Source organism: Pseudomonas sp. BN607 (assembly GCF_029871175.1).
GTDB lineage: Bacteria > Pseudomonadota > Gammaproteobacteria > Pseudomonadales > Pseudomonadaceae > Aquipseudomonas.
Window position 1 is genome coordinate 33294 of record NZ_SSOE01000019.1, and the last position, 20763, is coordinate 54056.

Genomic DNA, 20763 nt, shown 5'->3' on the forward strand with positions numbered 1-20763 from the left:
GTAAGGCAATTCTGAATCATGGGGCTAAAAGCTTCAGAAGTGGGATGCTTCGGAAGTATCCTACGCGCGCTGCCGAAGTATCGCTGTTGTCGGGGAAATGGCTCACAGATACCGTTTTCGGGTCGCTTTGACGACCGGGTGTGAGAACCCGACCTGAACGTATCGGCTGCGTAATGGCGACCGTGCGCGGGCAGACCTTGGTCTGGCCGGGCTTCCTATGTTCACTCGGTTTCTCACCTCGTGCACGGTTGCCGCCTTTGTTCCGTGAGAAAGAATGAACACGGCAACTCCTTTTGAACTAGGAGTTTGAAAAGTGAAAACGATCAATTCTGATCCCAACAGCCCCCAACCTGTCACCACCGCAGGCGTGGAAACCTTCCTCGCTGCCGGTAACCCATCCCTAAATCTGCTTCGCGTTCAACCCGGCGTCCCGGTGGATGCTGCCTACGAGCATGTCTCGATCCTGATGGGCTACATCAAGCACTTGGTGCGTGAGGGGGATATGGAGGATGACCATAAATTCCTGGGGGCTGCCGATTACCTGTGCGACATGGCCAAGGCGTTGATGAACGATATCGAGATCGCCAAGGGTAAGGCGCATTGAGACTGGGAGAGGGGCTGCTTTGCAGCCCTTTCGCGGCGCAAGGCCGCTCCCACAAATAACCGCGCCAACAGCGCTTGCGCTAACCACAAGAAATGTTTATGCACAAGTGGCATCGGCGACTTGCGCGAAAGGCATGCCGCATCGCTACGCCGCTGGTCTTTGCGCAAACGCCTGTTTTTACTGGCCTGCAGCAGCAAGTGGGAATAAGCCAAGCGTTTGAAATAGCCCTTGGATCCAACAGGTAATCACAAGCTTGTTCACAGACTTATCCACAGGTTGTGCTGCGGCTAACGGTCACGTTCCGCGAGTATCAACAGGTTGCGCGGGGTCAGCGGGTAATCGCAAAACAGGCCCAGGCGCACGTCATAGCCTTGTTCTTCGAGGAACAGGGCGCGATCGAGTACCAGCCACAGCTCCAGTGGCCGACGGAACAGGTTGCGCACGCGCTCCAGGTTCCGAACCTCGGCCAGGCGTTGCCAGCCCGCAGCTTCCAGCATTGCCCAGTCCGGGTCGCCGCTCACTGGCAATTGCTTCAGTTCAGCCAAGTCGCGGCAGTATTGCTCGAAGGGCTTCTCCAGCCAGGCCACCGGCAGGGAAGGCGTCGGCATGTATTCATCGCTCTGGCGCTGCTGGCGTTGCAGCAGGTCGAAGCCCAGGCGGCGGGCCATCGAGGTGTCGCGCTGGCGCCGCACGCGGGCGCCGGCAGTGACAGTTTCGCTCAGGGGCAGGCCCAGATCGTCCAGCGACAGCTGCAGGCTGGACGCCTGCGCGGCTGTGGATAACGCCTGGTAGTGCGGCGCGGCGATGCGGTTGTAGCAGCAGGGGGCTACGGCGAGTTGCCGGCAACCTTGCTGGCTGGCCAGTTGCATCAGGCGGACATGCAGGTCGCCACAGGCATGCAGGGCAACCACGCTTTTGTCACCCGCCAGGTGGCGGGCGCTGTCGCTGGCCATCACATCCTGATGTACGTGCTGTGCGGGCAAGTGGTGGTGTGCGCTCAGGGCCTGACCGGCACCGACCAGTTCGGCGTCGTACTCCAGGCAGGTCAGGTGTTGCCCGGGTTGCAGCAGGCGACGGCCGAGGTGGCCTTTGCCAGAGCACCAGTCCAGCCAGTGGTGGGGCGGCTCGCGGAAGGCCAGGTGGCTGGCGAAGGCTTCGATCTGCTGCCATTTGCGGCCGGGCACAGCGACGTCCAGGCGGTGGGCGGCAGGTGGTAGGTCGGTTTGCGGAAGGCTGCCGAGCGTGGCGAGCTGTCGGGCTTGCTCGGCCAATTGCGGGAATGGGGCTGGCAAGCGGTCAGTGGCGCTGTCGGCTTCGGCGTCTGCCAGTGAACATTGGCGCAGGTGGGCAGCCAGCTCTGGGTGGGTGGCCTCCCAGGCCAGTTGCAGGGTGGTGAAGGGGCGGGGTTTCCACAGCGGTTGGTGCTCGATCAGGAACTGGTCGAGGGCCTTGAAGCGGGTGCTTAGGTGGTGGCTGTGGAGGTGGTTGGGCATGGGAAGAAGTGTGTTGGGTTTAAGGGCCTCTTCGCGGGTGAACCCGCTCCCACAGGATTAGCACAGGTTTCAAGGCCTGTGATTTACCTGTGGGAGCGGGTTTACCCGCGAAATGGCGAGTAAGGTCTCAGCGACCCTGGCAGGCATCCACGCGCAGCCAGCGCTCCAGCAGCTTGAAGCCCTGCACCAGCAAGAAGGAGATCACCAGGTAGAACACGCCTGCGGCAAAGAAGATTTCCACCGGCAGGTAGGTCCGGGCAATGATGGTACGGGCCATGCCGGTCAGTTCCAGCAGGGTCACGGTACTGGCCAGGGCACTGGCCTTGAGCATCAGGATCACTTCGTTGCTGTAGGCCGGCAGGCCGATGCGCGCAGCACGGGGCAGCATGATGTAGAACAGCGCCTTGCCACGCGACATGCCCAGCGCCCGCGCCGCTTCGATCTCACCTTTGGGGATCGACTGCAGTGCGCCGCGCAGGATCTCGGCAATGTATGCGGCGGTGTGCAGGGTCATGGTCAGCACCGTGCACCAGAACGGGTCGCGCAGGTACGGCCACAGCGAGCTGGAGCGCACCGCATCGAACTGCGCCAGGCCGTAATAGACCAGGAACAACTGCACCAGCAGCGGCGTGCCACGGAAGAAGAAGATGTAGCTGAACGGCACGGCGCGCACGTACCAGTGGCGCGAGGAGCGGGCGATGCCCAGCGGGATGGCCAGGATCAACCCGGCCACCACGGCAATGGCCACCAGCTCCAGGGTCAGCACCGCACCCTCGGCCAGGCGTGGCAGCCATTTGAAGATGACTTCCCAATTCATTGTTCAGCCCTCGCAAAGCCGCGAGCGGCGCGTTTTTCCATGAAGTACATGCCGGTCATGGCGATGACGGTCAGGCCCAGGTAGATGCAGGCCGCAACCATGTAGAAGGTGAACGGCTCTTTGGTCACGGTCACGCCGATTTGCGCGTGTCGCATGATTTCTTCCAGGCCGATCACCGACACCAGGGCGGTGTCCTTCATCAGGATCATGAACAGGTTGCCAAGGCCGGGCAGAGCGATGCGCCACATCTGCGGCAGGATGATCCGTGAGAGGATGCGGCCCTTGGACAGGCCCAGCGCCAGGCCAGCTTCACGGTGGCCCTTGGGGATCGCCAGGATGGCGCCACGGAACACTTCGGTGGCGTAGGCGCCAAAGCACAGGCCCAGGGCGATGACGCCCGCAGCGAAGGCGCTGAGTTCCAGGCCGGGCATGTTCAGGGCTTCGCCGAGGCTGTTCATCAGCCCGACGGTGCCGAAATAAATAAGCAGTACCCACAGCAGTTCGGGCACGCCGCGAACCAGGGTCGAGTAGAAGCCGCCAAGCCATTGCAGGGGCTTGAGCGGTGAGGTTTTGGCCAGGGCGCCGAGCAGGCCCAGCACCAGCCCCAGCAGCAAGGCGCAAAGCGCCAGTTTTACGGTCATCAGGGTGCCGGCCATCATGGCCGGACCGAATCCGTGCAGGTCGATATTCATGGGCAGGTCATTTTAGGGACTGGCGCGCCACTTGGGCGCGCCGGTCAGGGCGGGTCATTCGATACTGAACGGGAAGTACTTGTCGTTGATCTTCTTGTACGTGCCGTCGGCTTTGATTTCTGCCAGGGCTTTGTTCAGGTCGTCGCGCAGCTTGGTGTCACCTTTGCGCACGGCAATGCCGATCTTGTCGCTGTCCATCACTGGCTCGCCCTTGAACTCGAAGTTCGAGCCATCTTTGCTTTTCAGCCACTCGTACTGCACGTACTTGTCAGCCAGGATGCCGTCGATGCGGCCGGAGACCAGGTCCAGGTAGGCATTTTCCTGGGTGTCGTAAAGTTTGACGTCGACATCCGGGTAGTTGTCTTCAAGGTAGGTGCCGGCCAAGGTGGCGCGCTGGGTGCCGATGACCTTGCCTTTCAGCGACGCTTTGTCAGTCTTGAAATCGACGTTTTTCGGCGCGATGAACTGCAGCTTGTTGGAGTAGTACGGCTCGGTGAAGTCCACAGCCTGCTTGCGCTCGTCGGTGATCGACAGCGAAGACACCAGGAAGTCGAACTTCTTGGCGTTCAGGGCCGGGATGATGCCGTCCCAGTCGGAGGTAACGACCGAGCACTCGACTTTCATCTTGGCGCACAGGGCGTCGCCGATGTCTTTATCGAAGCCAACCACGTTACCGCTGGCATCCTTGTTGTTGAACGGTGGGTAGGCGGCTTCGATGCCCATGCGCAGTTTTTCTGCGGCCATGGCGTTTGCCGACATCACCAGCGTGGCAGCAGCTGCCAGGAGAAACTTCTTGTAGGTGTGCATGTATTGCTCCGTTAGCGGTGGCTTGACATGAATTGCTTGCAACGCGCCGAGGTCGGGTTCTCGAAGACCTGCTGCGGCGACCCCTGCTCTTCGACCAGCCCCTGGTGCAGGAAGACGACTTCACTGGACACATGGCGGGCAAAGCTCATCTCGTGCGTGACCAAAAGCATGGTACGGCCTTCTTCGGCCAATGCGCGGATAACGTTAAGCACTTCCTGGACCATTTCCGGATCGAGGGCCGAAGTGGGCTCGTCGAACAGAATGACTTTTGGTTTCATGGCCAGGGTACGGGCAATGGCGGCACGCTGTTGCTGGCCACCGGAAAGCTGGGCAGGGTAGCTGTGGCGTTTGTCGTAGATGCCAACCTTGTTCAGCAGCGCTTCGGCGGCTTCGATGGCCTCGGCCTTGCTCTGGCCGAGCACGCGGCGTGGCGCCTCGATAATGTTGTCGAGGATCGACATGTGTGGCCACAGGTTGAAGTTCTGGAAGACAAAGCCGATTTCGCTGCGCAGGCGATTGATCTGGCGGTTGTCGGCGGCGATCAGGTCGCCGTTTTTGGCAGCTTTGAGCTTGAGGGCTTCGCCGGCAACCAGGATTTCGCCCTGGTGCGGGTTCTCGAGCAGGTTGATGCAACGCAGCAGGGTGGACTTGCCGGAGCCGGAAGACCCCAGGATGGAGATCACGTCACCGTCGCGTGCGGTCAGCGAAATGCCCTTGAGAATTTCCTGCTCGCCGTAGCGTTTGTGCAGGTTGCGGATTTCCAGCGCGGGCGTGGCCTGAGCCATGTGCGGTCCTCATGTGTTCGGTGCGTTCCCAGCTGTTGGCGGCCTTCCTGGCGTGCGCCAAGCTAGCATAGCGGCATTAGGCGGCCAACAGGGTCGCTAGGGACTGTGGGCACTGGTGGGGCAGTTTGTCGCATCGCTACAGCGTAACGTCGCGCGGATGTCCGCGAAGGTCTCGCCCAGCACCAGAGCCTTGATGAAAAAAGGCGCGATGGTGCCAGCTTTAGCCCGCTCATGGAAGCGGTTTTGGCCCATTCGGGCGGTAAACCCGACCTTTAGGTCAAACGTGTTCGCAGAGGGCAGGTTGATCTGTGGACGCGTCAACAGGCTATAGGGTTGTACCTAAGGGTTGCACTTTTCGGCATTGCAGTGGTGCATGGGTGTTACCGAGGAGCACCTTTGGTGCGTTTGTAAGTGGGTATTTCAGTAATTAAACGATTTGGTGCCCTTTCGGTCAGGGTGTGGCCGAAAGCCCTCCAAACCGCGCCCTTAAAGGCCCGCAGATTTTTCTGACGAATGCATTCAGCAGGTGGCGCGCTTATTGCCAGTAGGAAACCGCCGATTGCAGCGATGCCTAGGTCAACCCCAGGCGCGCTCCGTACCCGCAGTCGGAGTGGTCCACTCCTTACAAAGGTAGTTTTATGAGCGGTAACAATTCCAATGACCTCGCTCAGGGGCTCAAACAACGGCATGTAACCATGCTGTCCATCGCTGGCGTCATCGGTGCCGGCTTGTTCGTAGGTTCCGGCCACGCCATCGCAGCTGCCGGCCCGGCCGTGCTGCTGGCTTATGCCGCCGCCGGTACGCTGGTGGTGCTGGTAATGCGCATGCTGGGTGAAATGGCCGTTGCGTCGCCAGACACCGGTTCTTTCTCTACCTATGCCGACCGCGCTATCGGGCGCTGGGCCGGCTTCACCATTGGTTGGCTGTACTGGTGGTTCTGGGTGCTGGTGATTCCGCTGGAGGCCAACGCCGCCGCCGCCATCCTGCATGCATGGTTCCCTGCGGTTGACCTGTGGGCCTTCTCCCTCATCATTACCCTGGCGCTGACCCTGACCAACCTGTGCAGCGTCAAGAACTACGGCGAGTTCGAGTTCTGGTTCGCCCTGCTCAAGGTACTGGCGATCATCGGTTTCATCGTTGTGGGTTGTGCGGCAATGTTCGGCTTTGTATTGGGCAGCCAGGTGAGTGGTGCCAGCCACCTGTTCGACACCCAGGGCTTCATGCCTAATGGCCTGGGCGCAGTGCTGGCCGCGATGCTGACCACCATGTTCTCGTTCATGGGTACCGAAATTGTCACCATTGCTGCTGCCGAGTCGAAGGACCCTGGCAAGCAGATCAGCCGCGCCACCAACTCGGTGATCTGGCGTATCTGCCTGTTCTATCTGGTGTCGATCTTCCTGGTCGTGGCCCTGGTGCCGTGGAACGATCCGGCTCTGGCCGAAACCGGTTCCTACCAGACGGTGCTTAGCCGTATCGGCGTGCCGAATGCCAAGCTGATCGTCGACATCGTCGTGCTGATTGCCGTGACCAGCTGCTTGAACTCGGCGCTGTACACGTCGTCGCGCATGCTGTTCTCGCTGAGCAAGCGTGGCGACGCGCCGGCCATCGCCCAGCGCACCACCAAGGCGGCGACCCCGCATGTGGCGGTACTGCTGTCTACCGCAGCGGCGTTCCTTTGCGTGTTCGCCAACTTCGTGGCCCCGGCCCAGGTGTTCGAGTTCCTGCTGGCCAGCTCCGGCGCCATTGCCCTGCTGGTGTACCTGGTGATTGCCGTATCGCAACTGCGCATGCGCGCCCAGCGTGAGGCGCGTGGCGAGAAGATCACCTTCAAGATGTGGCTGTTCCCAGGCCTGACCTGGGCGACGATTGCCTTCATCGTTGCCATTCTGGTGGTGATGGCGCTGCGTGAGGATCACCGTGCGGAGATCATCGCGACTGCGTTGCTGAGCATTGGTGTGGTAGCGGCCGGCTTGCTGGTGCACCGCAAGCGCGAAGCTGCCGGGCGGGTGGCGCTGGACAACTGATCCACGCTAGCTGAAATGAAAAGGCCGCGCCCTGTGAAGGGTGCGGCCTTTTTTGTTGCCTGTGCTGGCCCTGTGGGGCCTGCGAGAGGCCGGTACAGGTTACATGGCCCTGTTAGCCAAACTGCTTCTGTTGTTGCTGCTGCTTGGCCACCAGCTCGGAAGCGGCGATATAGGCATTTTGGAACTCATCGCTTTCCAGCCAGGCCATGGTGGCCTCTTCGTCGGCGCCGTCCAGCCATTTGCGGTAGGCGTTGAACACCAGCACGATGTAGTCGGTAGCGTGCTCTTCCTTGTGCCCCTTGAGCACCAAGGCCAGCAGCGGGTCCACCAGGAACACCGAAATCATCGGTACCAGCCCGCCGCTTTCCTGGGCTTCCTTCATTTTGTTGAACATCGCGTCGTAGCTGCCCGACTCCATGGCTTTGTTGTACACCTGGTCGACGCTGGCGCTGTCGCCGGCACTGGCCTTGACCGCTTGGCCGCTGCGTACCATGCGGTTCTGCTTGGCCTTGCTGGCGGCGCGCTTGGCGCGTTTCTGTTGCTTGGTAGGGGTGGCCATGGGGAATCCTTGGGTGTGTCTGAAAGTGCGCGTATTGAAGCGCAATTGCCCGATAAACCCAAGCAGGGCGCCTGTGCGCTGTAGCTGGGTTAGAGGTCTGTGGGATAGATATCCCGATTATGCTGACCGTAGGCCCTGCGTAGCTTGTCTCCCGCTGCCCGCCATGTTGGCAGGCAGTTTGTCACTGCGCCAATTCGGCGTTTGTGAAGGGTGCGCACGTTTGCGCTACAAAGGAGCAGCCATGAAGTACTTTTACCTGATAACCCTTTACGGCTATAGGGCCGACGGCAATGTTTACTACCCAACCGGTTTCGCCGGTTGCGACGAGCAGCGGATCACCAAGGCTGACATCGCCGCAATTATCGAAAAAAGCAAGGCGCACGGCGAGTTCCAGCTACACAGCGTTTCTTACCTGGGGCACATGACCGAGGACGCATTCGAGCATCTTCGTTCCATGTCGGACGAGTAAGGCTCGACCCGCAGTCTGCGTATGGCTGCGGGTTTCTCGATTTCGTTCTTCCAAACCGCCTCAGGTCAAAAATCACAGACAACGAAAAACCCGCACTAGGCGGGTTTCTTGTTGTCGCTTCGGGTAACTTTGCAACCACCAGAAGCTTGAAGGTGGTGCCCAGAGACGGAGTCGAACCGCCGACACGAGGATTTTCAATCCTCTGCTCTACCGACTGAGCTATCTGGGCGACGAGGTGAATTAAATAGATTTTCTGACGGTCCGTCAACGACTTTTTGAAAAAATTTTAAATTAATTCCGTCGCTTACGTTCCGTAGGGTCATTCCGACGGTGGAACGTAGCCTTCCGCCTGCGCGTACTCTTCGCCAGCGAAGAACTTGTCCATCTCGGCCTGCAGGAATTTGCGGTCCTCTGCATTCATCATGTTCAGGCGCTTTTCGTTGATCAGCATGGTCTGGTGCTTCTGCCAGTCGGCCCAGGCCTTCTGCGAGATGTGGTCGAAGATGTCCTGGCCCTTGGCGCCGGGGTAGGGCGGGCGCTCCAGGCCTGGCAGTTCTTCTTTGTATTTGCGGCACATCACGGTGCGGGTCATCGGGCGTCTCCTGCGGTCAGTTCGTCGGCCGCGCGTTTGAGCAGCTTTTTCACCGGGGCAGCAAGGCCCAGGCGCGGCGGGGTGGCGAGGTTATACCAGAGCCAGTCGGCCTCGGTCACGTGCTCGCCAAGGGGGTCGACGCGCACCAGCCAGGGCTCGATCGCCAGCTGGAAGTGGCTGAAGGTATGGGTCAGGCCGTCCATGGCGCGGCTGCCAGCCAGGCGCAGGCCGTGCTGGTAGGCCAAGTCGTCGAGCTGGGCGATGTCGTCCAGTTCCGGCAGGCTCCACAAGCCCCCCCAAAGGCCGCTGGAAGGGCGTCGATAAAGCAAGATGGCACCGTCGTGGTTGGCCAGCAGTGGCATCAATGTGCGCCGTTGCGGCAGAGCCTTGCGCGGCTTGGGCTCGGGGTAGCGGGTTTCTTCGCCGTGCAGGTGGGCCTCGCAGCCACGCTGCAATGGGCAGATCAGGCAACTGGGCTTGCTGCGGGTGCACAGCGTGGCACCCATGTCCATCATGGCCTGGGTGTAGTGGTTGGCGCGCTGTTGCGGGGTAAAACGCTCGGCCGTAGCCCACAGCTGGTTGGCCACCTTGGGCTCGCCGGGGTAGCCGGCCTGGGCCGTGTAGCGAGCCAACACGCGCTTGACGTTGCCGTCCAGGATCGGTGCGCGGATGCCCATGCTGATGCTGGCGATGGCGCCGGCGGTGGAGCGGCCAATGCCAGGCAGCTCGGTGAGCTGCTCGACACTGCGGGGGAACTCGCCGCCATGTTGTGCGACCACGATCTTGGCGGCCTTTTGCAGGTTGCGGGCGCGGGTGTAGTAGCCCAGGCCCGTCCACAGGTGCAGCACTTCGTCCTCCGGCGCTTCGGCCAGCGCCTGCACGGTCGGCAGGGCCTGCATGAAACGGTCGAAGTAATTGAGCACAGTGCTGACCTGGGTCTGCTGCAACATGATTTCCGACACCCATACCCGGTACGGGGTGATGCCCTGTTGCCAGGGCAGGTCGTGTCGGCCGTGCTCGTCATACCAATCCAGCACAGCGCTGGAGAACTGCTCGGGGCTCATCGCTTGAACAGCCCCTTGAGTGCGTCTTTTACTTCCGGGCTCACTTTGTCTCCCAGTTTTTCATCGAGCTTTTCGTCGATCTTGTCTTTCAGGCGGTTGCCGGCCAGTTTCGCTGCTACCTTGCCCATGCCGCTCTGGTCCAGGCGGCAGGCCTTGGCGCCCAGCTCCAGTGGGCCGCGGCAGCGCAGTGGCACTTCGACGCCGGCGAAGCGTTCGTTGACCTGGCAGGCCGGATCCGGCATGGCGCGCTGGTCGCCTTCGACGATTACGCCGATGTTGTAGTCCATGCCCAGCACACGCAGGTCGAGGTCGCCATGGCCGTTGACGGTCAGGCCCGGGATACGCACCTTGAGGTCCGGGTTGCTGGCGACGCCGTTGCGTACCACCAGGCTGCCGCGCAGCTCCTGGAACGGTGTGTCCTTGCCGCGTGGTTCGCCGCTCAGGGCCTTGCGGTTGAGTGTGGCAATGGCCTGGCAAAGCTGTTGCTCGAGGTTGGCGTTGACCAGCACGCCATCGTTGATGGTGAAGTTTGCGCTGCCGTTCAGGGTGTCGACCAGTGCCTTCTGGCTGTTGCCGGTGGCTGTCAGATCACTGGTCAGGGTCAGCAGGCCCTTGACCGGTGGTGTCTGCTCCTTGCCTTCGGTCTTGATGAAGTGCTCAACCGGCACGCGCTGGATGTTGGTGTTCACCCCCAGTTGCGGCACGGCAGGGCGCACGTCGACGGTGCCCTTGGCTTCGAAGGTGCCGTTGTACAGCTCGCCGCGCAGGGTTTGCAGGGTCAACAGGCCGCCCTGGCCCACGGCCTTGAGCTGGGCACCTTCGATAGGCAATTTGTCCACGGTCAACGCGCCGAAGGCCAGGTCGGCCTGCAGGTCGAGGGCGCGCAGGCGGTCGACCGGCAGCAGCTTGTCGTCGCTCCAGGCCACTTGGGTCGGGGCGTTGGGCAGCGGCGAGTTGCCGGCACCGGCCACCGCACTGGCTTCCTGTTGCTGGACCTCGGCCTGGCGCGCAGCTGTGGCGCCCTTGGCCTCTTCGCTCTTGGCCGGCAGATAGCGGTCGGCGTCGAAGGTGTCGCCTTTAAGCTGCAGGCGCAAGGCCTGCTTGGCAACGTCTTCGACCGCCACGCGACCACTGAAGGTGCTGTCGTCCAGCTTCACCGCCAGGTCCTCAAGTGCCAGGCTGTTCGGCGTACCTTGCAGGCGGGTGACCAGCTCCAATCTGGCGAAGGCCGCCGGGTCGTTGGTGGCCGGCAGTGGGCGCCCGATGCTGTCGAGGAAGGTGCGCAGGTTGAACTGGGCGATGGACAGGCCGCCGCTGAGCTGGGGCGCCTTGTCCAGGTCACGCAGGTTCAGCTCGCCGAGCGCGCGCAACTGGTTGGCCGAGACTTTCAGGCCGTTCCACGAGGCGACATTGGCGCCCAGGTCGACCAGCAACTGGCCTTGGGCAGCGAAGGTCACGGTCTTGCCGCCGGTTGGCTCACCCGAAGTTTCGCCCGACAGGCGCATGTCTTCGAAGTTGTAGCGCTTGAGCTTGCGGTCGAAGCGCAGTTCGCCGGCCAGCTCGGTGCGGGCCTTGATATTCGGCTGGCTGGCGCTGATGAAGGCGCTGGCCTTGAGCGGGATGTTGGCGCCTTCGTGAACCGGGCCGGTGCTGAGCTGGATGCTTTCGGCGCTGTAGCTCTGGCCAGTCTTGGCATCGGTGTACTGCACGCGTGCGTTGTTCACGGTCAGGCTGTCGATGTCCAGCTTGACGGCGCGGTCGCTGCCATCGGCGCTGGCTGGCTTCTGCTCGGCAGGTGCCTGGGCTGGTGCGTCGGCGGTGCCAGCGTTCTGCGCGGGCAGCGGCTTGCCGATGTCTTCCCAGTTGCCATGGCCCTGTTCGTCACGTGCCAGGGTCAGGTTCAGGCCCTCGACGCGCACGTCGCTCATCTGCACTTCGCGGCGCAGCAGCGGCAGTACGCGTACCGAAAGGCCGAGCATCTGCAGGTCGGCGAACGGCTCCTTGGGTTTGTTCAAGGTGGCGATGCTGGCTTCGTGCAGCTCCAGGCCCAGCCACGGGAACAGGCTCCAGCCGATGTCGCCGTTGAGGGTCAGCTCGACGTGTGCCTTGTCGCGCGCCAACTGGCGAATCTCGTCTTTATAGTCGTTGGGATCGAAGAGGTGGGTCAGGGCGAAGCCCAGCGCCACGATGATCAGCAGCAACCCGAGAAGCCCCAGCCCCAGGATTTTGCCGAACGCTTTCATGGGCGAGTCCTTGTAGTCCGTTAGTGAATTCAGGCGGCAGAGTATAACGCCGCAGCGGCTGTGCCTGCTTATACGACTAGAGATACAGGCCATTTCCTACGTTTGAAACAGATGCTACGGCTTTCGACAGCCATGATTTGGCTTGTTCCGAATGTTTTGGTGTATTGGCGATAGGGGCCAGTACAGGCAACAGGACCGTTTCAGCGAAGCCAAAATTAACGATATCAGATTGCTTTCACGCCACATGATGCTGCTACCCTTGCGCCGCTTTGCCTGCACCTCCCTATAAAAAGGATCACACCCATGAGCAGTACCGTCGCGACGGGCACCCTGGCCAGTGCGCCAGGCTTCCTGTCGAAGGAGCGCATCATCGCCCGTCCGGGCTTCAATCGCTGGCTGGTCCCGCCAGCCGCCCTGGCCATTCACCTGTGCATCGGCATGGCCTATGGTTTTTCGGTGTTCTGGCTACCTTTGTCGCAAGCCCTGGGCATCACCGCCCCGGTCGCATGCGCCGCAGACATGGGCTTCATGGCCCGTATGTTCAGCGCCGAGTGCGACTGGCCGATCTCCATGCTGAGCTGGATCTACACCTTGTTCTTCGTCTTCCTTGGCTGCTCGGCAGCCGTGCTGGGCGGCTGGCTGGAGCACGCCGGCCCGCGCAAGGCCGGCCTGGTGTCGGCCCTGTGCTGGTGTGGTGGCATGCTGATTTCCGCGGTTGGCGTCAAAACCCACCAGCTGTGGCTGATGTGGCTGGGCTCTGGGGTGATCGGCGGTATCGGGCTGGGCCTGGGCTATATCTCGCCAGTGTCGACCCTGATCAAGTGGTTCCCGGACAAACGTGGCATGGCCACCGGCATGGCGATCATGGGCTTCGGTGGCGGCGCCATGGTGGGTGCACCGCTGGCGACCGCGCTCATGGGGCACTTTGGCAACGCGCACGAAGTCGGCGTGTGGCAGAGCTTCGTCGTCATGGCGGCGATTTACTTCGTGTTCATGACTGCTGGCGCTCTGGCCTACCGCGTGCCGCCGACTGGTTGGAAGCCAGAAGGCTGGACTGCCCCGCTGAAAAAAGCCGGCAACACCATGGTCACCGACCGCCATGTGCACGTCAGCGTGGCGTGGAAAACCCCGCAGTTTGCGCTGATCTGGTTGGTGCTGTGCCTGAACGTGTCGGCCGGCATCGGCATTCTCGGCATGGCGTCGCCGCTGCTGCAGGAGGTGTTTGCCGGCAAGCTACTGGGCAACGAACTGACCTTCAGCCAGCTGAATGCTGCCCAGCTGGCGCAGATTGCCGCGATCGCCGCCGGCTTCACCGGCCTGCTGAGCCTGTTCAACATCGGTGGGCGGTTCTTCTGGGCGTCGTTCTCGGACTACATCGGCCGCAAGAACACCTACTTCGCCTTCTTCGCCTTGGGCGTTGGCCTTTACAGCCTGGTGCCGAACATGGGGCACCTGGGTAACGTGGCACTGTTCGTGGCGGCGTTCTGCATCATTCTGTCGATGTATGGCGGCGGTTTCGCGACCGTGCCGGCGTATCTGGCTGACCTGTTCGGCACGCAGATGGTCGGTGCCATTCACGGTCGCCTGCTGACTGCCTGGGCAGCGGCGGGGGTGCTGGGGCCGGTGTTGATCACTTACCTGCGCGAGTCTCAGTTGGCAGCAGGGGTGGAGCGGGCAGCGGCTTACGACATGACCCTGTACATCCTTGCTGGCCTGCTGGTGCTGGGCTTTATCTGCAACATGCTGGTGCGGCCGGTGGCCGACAAGCACTTCATGAGCGATGCCGAACTGGCGGCCGAGCGGGCGCTGAGCCATGACAAGGGCGCCGATGGGGCGCGCTCGCTGGAATGGAAAGCCGCGCCGGGCAGCCTGCCGCTGGTGCTGCTGGCCTGGGCGGTGGTGGTCGTGCCGTTGGCCTGGGGTGTGTGGGTGACACTGCAGAAGACTGCTGTCCTGTTCCATTGATGTAACTGCATGGGGGCGCTTTGCGCCCCTTTCGCGACGCAAGGCCGCTCCCACAGGGGCCGCGTAAGCTTCAGGGTTGCGCGGTCCCTGTGGGAGCGGCCTTATGTCGCGATGGGCTGCAAAGCAGCCCCCATTACGCAGTTGTATAGACCTGTAGCAGCATCCAGCCCGCGTAATTCCTCGCTTTGCCATATGTCATCCGCGTTTCAAGCTGGCGCGTTCTGGGCCTATAATGGAACCCTTTTCGCCCAATGATTTTGCGGAGCTGGTGATGGTCGAACGTAAGGCTTCCGTCGAGCGCAATACCCTGGAAACCCAGGTCAAGTGCTCGATCAACCTCGATGGCAGTGGCAAGGCCCGATTCGATATCGGCGTGCCTTTCCTTGAACACATGCTGGACCAGATCGCCCGCCATGGCCTGATCGATCTGGATATCGAGTGCAAGGGTGACACGCATATCGACGATCACCATACCGTCGAAGACGTCGGTATCACCCTGGGCATGGCTTTCGCCCAGGCCATCGGTGACAAGAAAGGCATCTTCCGCTACGGCCACGCCTATGTGCCGCTGGACGAAGCGCTGTCGCGCGTGGTCATCGACTTCTCCGGCCGCCCAGGCCTGCAGATGCATGTGCCGTACACCCGTGCCAGCGTCGGCGGCTTCGATGTCGACCTGTTCCAGGAGTTTTTCCAGGGCTTCGTCAACCACGCCCTGGTCACCCTGCACATCGACAACCTGCGTGGCCACAACACCCACCACCAGATCGAAACCGTGTTCAAGGCTTTCGGCCGCGCTTTGCGCATGGCGGTAACCCTCGACGAGCGTATGGCCGGCCAGATGCCGTCCACCAAAGGGTGCCTGTAAATGCAGACGGTAGCCGTAATCGACTATGGCATGGGCAACCTGCACTCGGTGGCCAAGGCGCTTGAGCACGTAGGTGCCGGCAAGGTGCTGGTCACCAGTGATGCCGCAGTCATTCGCGAGGCCGACCGTGTGGTGTTCCCGGGTGTGGGCGCGATCCGCGACTGCATGGCTGAAATCCGCCGCCTGGGCTTCGACAGCCTGGTGCGCGAAGTCAGCCAGGACCGCCCGTTCCTCGGCATCTGCGTGGGTATGCAGGCGCTGCTCGAACACAGCGAAGAAAACACCGGTGTCGACTGCATCGGCCTGTTCCCGGGCCAGGTGCGCTTCTTTGGCAAAGACCTGCAAGAAGACGGCGAGCACCTGAAGGTGCCGCACATGGGCTGGAACGAAGTCAGCCAGACCATCGACCACCCGCTGTGGCATGACATCCCTGACCGCGCACGTTTCTATTTCGTGCACAGCTACTACATCAATGCCGGCAAGCCGGGCCAGGTGGTCGGCCGCGGCCACTATGGCGTCGACTTCGCCGCGGCGCTGGCCGATGGCTCGCGCTTTGCCGTGCAGTTCCACCCGGAGAAGAGCCATACCCATGGCCTGCAGCTGCTGCAGAACTTCGTCGCCTGGGACGGGCGCTGGTAAATGAGCAGGTCGAAGACCAAGGCCCCGGTCATCACCCTGGCCCCCGAGCAGGAGCGCGAAGCGCTGCACACGCTCAAGCGCTTTCTCGAAGACCGTTTCGAGCTGGAGCTGGGGTCGTTCGAGGTCGCCGAGGTCCTTGACCTGTTCAGCAAAGAAATTGCACCCCTTTACTACAACAGGGCGATTGCCGATGTTCAGCTGCACCTCAAGGAGCGGTTCGAGAGCATCGAAAGCGATCTGTGGGCGCTCGAAAAGCCCTGAACCCCCAAGAACAGACAGGTTCCCAAGATGCTGATTATCCCCGCTATCGATCTGAAGGACGGTGCCTGCGTGCGCCTGCGCCAGGGCCGCATGGAAGACTCCACGGTATTTTCCGACGACCCGGTGAGCATGGCCGCCAAGTGGGTCGAGGGTGGCTGCCGCCGCCTGCACCTGGTCGACCTCAACGGCGCCTTCGAAGGCCAGCCGGTCAATGGTGAGGTGGTTACCGCCATCGCCAAGCGTTACCCGACCCTGCCGATCCAGATCGGCGGTGGCATCCGCTCGCTGGAAACCATCGAACACTACGTCAAGGCCGGCGTCAGCTACGTGATCATCGGCACCAAGGCAGTCAAGCAGCCAGAGTTCGTCGCCGAGGCGTGCAAGGCCTTCCCGGGCAAGGTCATCGTTGGCCTGGACGCCAAGGACGGCTTCGTCGCCACCGACGGCTGGGCCGAAGTCAGCTCGGTGCAGGTCATCGACCTGGCCAAGCGTTTCGAGGCCGATGGCGTCTCGGCGATCGTCTATACCGACATCGCCAAGGACGGCATGATGCAGGGCTGCAACGTACCGTTCACCAAGGCGCTGGCCGAAGCCACGCGCATTCCGGTGATCGCCTCGGGCGGCATCCACAACCTGGGCGACATCAAGGCCCTGCTGGACGCCAAGGCCCCGGGCATTGTCGGCGCCATCACCGGCCGTGCCATCTACGAAGGCACCCTGGATGTCGCCGAGGCCCAGGCCTTCTGCGACAACTACCAAGGCTGAGGACTGAACCATGGCACTGGCCAAGCGCATCATCCCTTGCCTGGACGTGGACAACGGCCGGGTGGTCAAGGGCGTCAAGTTCGAGAACATCCGTGATGCCGGCGACCCGGTGGAAATCGCTCGTCGCTACAACGAGCAGGGTGCCGACGAAATCACCTTCCTCGACATCACCGCCAGCGTCGATGGCCGCGACACCACCCTGCATACCGTCGAGCGCATGGCCAGCCAGGTGTTCATCCCACTGACCGTGGGCGGTGGCGTGCGCACCGTGCAGGATATTCGCAACCTGCTCAATGCCGGTGCCGACAAGGTGTCGATCAACACGGCTGCGGTGTTCAACCCGGAGTTTGTCGGCGAGGCGGCGGACCGTTTCGGCTCGCAGTGCATCGTCGTCGCCATCGATGCCAAGAAGGTGTCGGGGCCTGGTGAAGAACCGCGCTGGGAAATCTTCACCCACGGTGGGCGCAAGCCGACCGGGCTGGATGCAGTCGAGTGGGCGAAAAAGATGGAAGGACTGGGCGCTGGCGAGATCCTGCTGACCAGCATGGACCAGGACGGCATGAAGAACGGCTTCGACCTGGGCGTTACCCGCGCCATCAGTGATGCGCTGGGGATTCCGGTGATTGCCTCGGGGGGTGTTGGTAACCTGCAGCACCTGGCTGACGGCATTCTGGAAGGGCATGCCAGCGCGGTGCTGGCGGCCAGTATCTTCCACTTTGGCGAGTACACGGTGCCGGAGGCCAAGGCCTACATGGCATCGCGCGGTATCGTCGTTCGCTGATCCATTGATTGGGGCTGCTTAGCAGCCCTTCGCGGGCACGCCCGCTCCCACAGGGGGCTCTCCAAACCTGTGGGAGCGGGCGTGCCCGCGAAGGGCCGCAACGCGGCCCCAATTGCCTCAACCGTGGTTCTTGCCGAGCAACGCGTGATAAAGCTCGGTATCCCCAAGAATCCCCACCACCCTGTCGTTATCCTGCAGCACCAGCTTGTTGCCGGTCTGATAACGAATCTGCAGCGCCTCGCGCATGCCGATGTCGGCGTGCACCACGGTCGGCCTGCGCTCCAGCAGCTCCACATCCTGCCCCGGTGCCCAGTTCTGCATGTCCAGCCCGTTCTGGCCCTGGCGCGCCCGCTTGAGCGCGCCACCTTCGCCCAGGTCCAGCCACGAATCGATACCCGGGTCCAGGCACACCGAGCCATTGACCCGCTTGCAGTTGTCCAGGCTGCGCATCAGGCTGCGGCCGCACAGCACGTTCAACGGGTTGGTGTGGGCGACGAAGGTGCGCACGTACTCGTCGGCCGGGTTCAGCACGATTTCTTCTGGCTTGCTGTATTGAATGATCCGCCCGTCTTTCATGATCGCGATGCGGCTACCCAACTTCAGTGCCTCGTCGAGGTCGTGGCTGACGAACACGATGGTCTTGCTCAGCTTGGCCTGCAGGCCCAGCAACTCGTCTTGCAAGCCCTGGCGGATCAGCGGGTCGAGGGCCGAGAACGGTTCGTCCATCAGCAGGATGTCGGCATCCATCGCCAGTGCCCGAGCCAGGCCCACGCGCTGCTGCATGCCCCCCGACAGTTCGTCGGGCTTCTTGTTGCGCCACTGGGTCAGGCCCACCAGCTCAAGCTTCTCGTCCACCAGCTTGCGCCGTTCCTTTTCTGGGCGGCCCTGCATTTCCAGGCCAAAGCTGATGTTCTCGCGTACCGTCAGCCAGGGCATCAGGGCAAACTTCTGGAACACCATGGCAATGCGCTTGGTGCGCATCATCTTCAGTTCTGCCGGGGTGCAGTGGGCAATGTCGATGTGCTTGCCTTCATGCTCGACGAACAACTTGCCGCGGCTGACGGTGTTGAGGCCGTTGATGCAGCGCAGCAGGCTCGACTTGCCCGAGCCGGACAGGCCCATCAGCACGCAGATCTCGCCCTTCTGGATATCCAGGTTGGCCTTCTCGACGCCGACCACCAGGCCGGTCTGCTTGAGGATCTGCTCGCGGGTCTGGCCTTTGTCCAGCAGTGCCAGCGCCTCGCGCGGCTTGTTGGAAAAGATGACGTCGACGTCTTCGAAACGAATGATGCTCATGCTTCACCCCTTGCCGGAAGCTCCGGTTGCTTGCAGATACGGTCGAGCATGATCGCCAGCAGCACGATCGCCAGGCCCGCTTCGAAGCCCAGGGAAATATCGGCGGTGTTCAGTGCGTTGACCACAGGTTTGCCCAGGCCGTCAGCGCCAACCAGGGCGGCGATCACCACCATCGACAGCGACAGCATGATGCACTGGGTTACGCCAGCAGCGATGCTCGGCATCGCGTGCGGCAGTTCGATACGGGTCAGCAATTGGCGCCGCGAGCAGCCAAACGCTTTGCCGGCGTCCATCAGCTCTTGCGGCACGTCGCAGATACCCAGGTAGGTAAGGCGGATCGGCGCGGCGATGGCGAATACCACGGTGGAAATCAGCCCCGGTACCACACCCAGGCCAAACAAGGTCAGGGTGGGGATCAGGTAGACGAAGGTGGGGACCGTCTGCATCAGGTCGAGTACCGGGCGCATGGCGGTGTAGAACATCGGCTTGTGCGCGGCGACGATGCCCAACGGCACGCCGATGGCCACGCAGACCACGGTGGCGAAGGTCACCTGGGCCAGGGTTTCCATGGTTTCCTGCCAGTAACCCAGGTTGAGGATCAGCAGGAACGACAGGGCGACGAATGCGGTCAGGGCCCACTTGCGCTGGATGAAATGCGCCAGGGCGGCGAACAGGGCGATAAGCACGAACGGGTTGAAGAAAGTCAGGGCGCTGGTGACGCCATGGATCATGAACTCCAGGCCTTGCGCGATGGCGTCGAAGTAATTCGCGCCGTTCTGGGTCAGCCACTCGACGAACGACGCGATGTACTGGCCCAGGGGTATTTTCTGATCGATAAGCATGATAGCGAGCTTCCACCTGCATAGATTGAAATCAACCCGGGGCAGGCACGGTCCTGCCCCGAGGTAGCGCTATTACGAATTTCGTTATTGCGTGAGCTTGGCCTTGGCCGCCTCAAGGCCGGGTTTGCCATCCACGGTGGTAACGCCGGCCAGCCAGGCGTCCAGCTTGCCTGGGTTGTCCTTGAGCCATTTCTTGGCGGCGGCCTCTGGTTTCATCTTGTCGTCCAGGACATAGCCCATCATGGTGCTTTCATCCTTGAGCTCGAACGACAGGTTTTTCAGGAGCTGGCCAACGTTGCTGCACTCCTGCGCATAGCCCTTGCGGGTGTTGGTCAGTACGGTCGCCTTGCCGAAGTCGGGGCCGAAGAACTCGTCCCCGCCGGTCAGGTACTGCATCTTGAAGCGGGTGTTCATCGGGTGCGGTTCCCAGCCGAGGAACACCAGTGCTTCACCACGCTTTTGCGCGCGGTCGACCTGCGACAGCATGCCGGCCTCGCTGGACTGGACAATCTTGAAGCCGGCGTCCTTCAGGCCGAAGGCGTTCTTGTCGATCATGCTCTGGATGGTGCGGTTGCCATCGTTGCCTGGCTCGATGCCGTAGATCTTGCTGCCGAGCTCTTTCTTGAACTTGGCAATGTCGCTGAAATCCTTCAGGCCCTTGTCATACAGCGCCTGGGGCACGGCCAGGGTGTACTTGGCGTTTTCCAGGTTGGCGCGCACGGTCTCGACAGTGCCGGCGTCGCGGTACTGCTTGATGTCGTTCTCCATGGTCGGCATCCAGTTGCCGAGAAACACGTCCAGGTCCTTGCCGGTGGCCAGCGACTTGTAGGTCACCGGTACCGAGATCATGGTGGTGTGGGTTTTGTAACCCAGTGCTTCAAGCACAACGCTGGTGGTCGCTGTTGTCACGGTGATGTCGGTCCAGCCGACATCCGAGAAGCGAACCGTCTGGCATTGCTCGGGTTCAGCTGCCTGGGCCAACAAAGGCGCGGACAGTAACGCAACCAGCAACAGCGAGGGTGAACCTTTCATGGATGGACTCCTGTGATTTTTTCTTCGGGTTCGCGTGGGTCGCCGGGCTTTCTGAAGGTCCGGTCGACCAGGCCTGCAGAGGGCAGGATGCGTGGCCGTGCTTTACGAGTCGCTTTCGATAATCCTCCAGCGCCGGGCAATCGCCTACTGGTGGGGTCGTATCCAGTA

General features: G+C 61.9%; 21 protein-coding genes and 1 tRNA gene. 9 read left to right on the forward strand and 13 right to left on the reverse strand.

Annotated elements, in window-relative coordinates:
- The first annotated feature begins 313 nt into the window (after window positions 1-313).
- On the forward strand, window positions 314-604 hold the full coding sequence (locus E8E68_RS01910) for a DUF3077 domain-containing protein (protein ID WP_280339414.1): 291 nt from the start codon (window positions 314-316) through the stop codon (window positions 602-604).
- A 287-nt stretch (window positions 605-891) separates the two neighbouring features.
- Here E8E68_RS01910 and E8E68_RS01915 read toward each other — a convergent pair whose 3' ends face one another.
- The 5 genes from E8E68_RS01915 to E8E68_RS01935 form a co-directional block, all read right to left on the reverse strand.
- Window positions 892-2097 (reverse strand): methyltransferase, encoded by a 1206-nt coding sequence (locus E8E68_RS01915; RefSeq protein WP_280339416.1) that lies wholly within the window; start codon window positions 2095-2097, stop codon window positions 892-894.
- A gap of 127 nt (window positions 2098-2224) precedes the next feature.
- A complete protein-coding gene (locus E8E68_RS01920) occupies window positions 2225-2914 on the reverse strand; it encodes an ABC transporter permease (protein WP_016497592.1) in 690 nt (229 codons plus the stop codon).
- Entirely contained in the window at window positions 2911-3606 is a 696-nt protein-coding gene (locus tag E8E68_RS01925; RefSeq protein WP_110744781.1) for an ABC transporter permease, read from the reverse strand. The genes E8E68_RS01920 and E8E68_RS01925 overlap by 4 nt, the downstream gene beginning before the upstream one ends.
- 54 nt (window positions 3607-3660) lie before the next feature.
- A complete protein-coding gene (locus E8E68_RS01930; RefSeq protein WP_019439074.1) occupies window positions 3661-4413 on the reverse strand; it encodes an ABC transporter substrate-binding protein in 753 nt (250 codons plus the stop codon).
- Between the two features lie 11 nt (window positions 4414-4424).
- Window positions 4425-5198 (reverse strand): ABC transporter ATP-binding protein, encoded by a 774-nt coding sequence (locus E8E68_RS01935; protein ID WP_003255746.1) that lies wholly within the window; start codon window positions 5196-5198, stop codon window positions 4425-4427.
- 638 nt (window positions 5199-5836) lie between these two features.
- Between E8E68_RS01935 and gabP the strand changes: the two genes are divergently transcribed.
- Window positions 5837-7222 carry a GABA permease gene (gabP, locus tag E8E68_RS01940; RefSeq protein WP_280339419.1) on the forward strand — a complete coding sequence of 462 codons (1386 nt, stop codon included), beginning with the start codon at window positions 5837-5839 and terminating at the stop codon, window positions 7220-7222.
- 112 nt (window positions 7223-7334) lie between these two features.
- Here the strand turns inward: gabP and E8E68_RS01945 are convergent, their stop codons facing one another.
- Window positions 7335-7781, reverse strand: a complete 447-nt coding sequence (locus E8E68_RS01945) for a hypothetical protein (RefSeq protein ID WP_280339421.1) — start codon at window positions 7779-7781, stop codon at window positions 7335-7337.
- 241 nt (window positions 7782-8022) lie between these two features.
- Here E8E68_RS01945 and E8E68_RS01950 point away from each other — a divergent pair, with 241 nt between their 5' ends.
- Window positions 8023-8250: a hypothetical protein gene (locus E8E68_RS01950; protein ID WP_110744778.1), complete on the forward strand. Its 228-nt coding sequence runs from the start codon at window positions 8023-8025 to the stop codon at window positions 8248-8250.
- A gap of 153 nt (window positions 8251-8403) precedes the next feature.
- Here the strand turns inward: E8E68_RS01950 and E8E68_RS01955 are convergent.
- From E8E68_RS01955 to E8E68_RS01970, 4 genes are all read right to left on the reverse strand, one after another.
- Window positions 8404-8479, reverse strand: a tRNA-Phe gene (locus tag E8E68_RS01955).
- Window positions 8480-8569: 90 nt separating this feature from the next.
- Entirely contained in the window at window positions 8570-8842 is a 273-nt protein-coding gene (locus E8E68_RS01960) for an oxidative damage protection protein (RefSeq protein WP_110744777.1), read from the reverse strand.
- Window positions 8839-9906, reverse strand: a complete 1068-nt coding sequence (mutY, locus tag E8E68_RS01965) for an A/G-specific adenine glycosylase (protein ID WP_110744776.1) — start codon at window positions 9904-9906, stop codon at window positions 8839-8841. The genes E8E68_RS01960 and mutY overlap by 4 nt, the downstream gene beginning before the upstream one ends.
- Window positions 9903-12149, reverse strand: a complete 2247-nt coding sequence (locus tag E8E68_RS01970) for an AsmA family protein (protein ID WP_266030531.1) — start codon at window positions 12147-12149, stop codon at window positions 9903-9905. The genes mutY and E8E68_RS01970 overlap by 4 nt, the downstream gene beginning before the upstream one ends.
- Window positions 12150-12452: 303 nt before the next feature.
- Between E8E68_RS01970 and E8E68_RS01975 the strand changes: the two genes are divergently transcribed.
- The 6 genes from E8E68_RS01975 (at window position 12453) to hisF (ending at window position 17425) form a co-directional block, all read left to right on the forward strand.
- Window positions 12453-14114, forward strand: a complete 1662-nt coding sequence (locus tag E8E68_RS01975; RefSeq protein ID WP_266030533.1) for an OFA family MFS transporter — start codon at window positions 12453-12455, stop codon at window positions 14112-14114.
- Window positions 14115-14385: 271 nt separating this feature from the next.
- Complete coding sequence (hisB, locus tag E8E68_RS01980) at window positions 14386-14979, forward strand: imidazoleglycerol-phosphate dehydratase HisB (RefSeq protein WP_009682881.1); 594 nt, start codon at window positions 14386-14388, stop codon at window positions 14977-14979.
- Window positions 14980-15618, forward strand: a complete 639-nt coding sequence (gene hisH, locus E8E68_RS01985) for an imidazole glycerol phosphate synthase subunit HisH (RefSeq protein WP_016484506.1) — start codon at window positions 14980-14982, stop codon at window positions 15616-15618.
- Window positions 15619-15879 carry a DUF2164 domain-containing protein gene (locus tag E8E68_RS01990; RefSeq protein ID WP_110744773.1) on the forward strand — a complete coding sequence of 87 codons (261 nt, stop codon included), beginning with the start codon at window positions 15619-15621 and terminating at the stop codon, window positions 15877-15879.
- Between the two features lie 27 nt (window positions 15880-15906).
- The gene (gene hisA / locus E8E68_RS01995; RefSeq protein WP_060494680.1) at window positions 15907-16644 is read left to right on the forward strand and encodes a 1-(5-phosphoribosyl)-5-[(5-phosphoribosylamino)methylideneamino]imidazole-4-carboxamide isomerase; all 738 of its coding nucleotides are present in this window, start codon (window positions 15907-15909) and stop codon (window positions 16642-16644) included.
- Between the two features lie 10 nt (window positions 16645-16654).
- Window positions 16655-17425: an imidazole glycerol phosphate synthase subunit HisF gene (hisF, locus tag E8E68_RS02000; protein WP_079226229.1), complete on the forward strand. Its 771-nt coding sequence runs from the start codon at window positions 16655-16657 to the stop codon at window positions 17423-17425.
- 117 nt (window positions 17426-17542) lie between these two features.
- Here hisF and choV read toward each other — a convergent pair whose 3' ends face one another.
- The 3 genes from choV to E8E68_RS02015 form a co-directional block, all read right to left on the reverse strand.
- A complete protein-coding gene (choV, locus tag E8E68_RS02005; protein ID WP_110744772.1) occupies window positions 17543-18721 on the reverse strand; it encodes a choline ABC transporter ATP-binding protein in 1179 nt (392 codons plus the stop codon).
- Window positions 18718-19566 carry a choline ABC transporter permease subunit gene (gene choW / locus E8E68_RS02010; protein ID WP_177410741.1) on the reverse strand — a complete coding sequence of 283 codons (849 nt, stop codon included), beginning with the start codon at window positions 19564-19566 and terminating at the stop codon, window positions 18718-18720. Before choW ends, choV begins: the two co-directional genes overlap by 4 nt.
- Before the next feature lie 81 nt (window positions 19567-19647).
- Window positions 19648-20595 carry a choline ABC transporter substrate-binding protein gene (locus tag E8E68_RS02015; RefSeq protein WP_110744770.1) on the reverse strand — a complete coding sequence of 316 codons (948 nt, stop codon included), beginning with the start codon at window positions 20593-20595 and terminating at the stop codon, window positions 19648-19650.
- Window positions 20596-20763: the final 168 nt, after the last annotated feature.